Source organism: Alcanivorax sp. HI0044, assembly GCF_001634945.1.
Map to the genome: position 1 here is coordinate 1 of NZ_LWEZ01000684.1, position 625 is coordinate 625.

Sequence of the window (625 nt, forward strand, 5' to 3'; positions counted from 1 at the left end):
GCCGCTGGCGGGCCTCCTTGCGCTCATAGATTTCCTGCGCCAACTTTTCGTTCAGGGCTTCGGCGTCGCCGCGGGCCCGGTTCAGGTAATCAATCAGGGAGCGGTTGCTGGCCTGCAGCATCATCGCCTGGTGGCCGGTGCGGTTGATGCGGCGGGCGGCGACCAGAAAGAACAGTCCCAGCAGGGATATCAGAGCAAACAGTGAGAGCGGGTGATTCTCCTGGGTTTCCGCCAGGCGGGCCACGGTCGGGCCCAGCAGCATCAACAGATACAGGAACACGGTGGGGAAATGGCTGCTGTAGGCGGCCAGCGCCATCACGCTGAGGCCCAGGCCCAGGCAGGCACAAACCAGCTGGGCGCCCAGCATCTGTGGGGTAAACAGGCTTTCCAGCGGGTTGAACAGGTAGCCGGCCAGGCCGATCAGCAACGGCGTGGACAGGGCCAGCCCGGAGAGCATGCGGCGGCAGAACGGCATGGTTTCCTGGGCATCAAGACGGCGGCGACAATAGGGCAGGACCAGCAGGCGGACAATCTGTACCGCCGCAATGACACCCAGCCAGATCAGCAGGGACGAGTGGGCCATCGGGGTAAACCAGTAAGTCCACACCAGGGTAATGGCGGCGGC

The 625-nt window shown here is 64.2% G+C and carries 1 pseudogene; it reads right to left on the reverse strand.

The features are described 5' to 3' along the window. Positions 1-625, reverse strand: a pseudogene (locus A3730_RS31320) (GGDEF domain-containing protein); the annotation flags it as partial.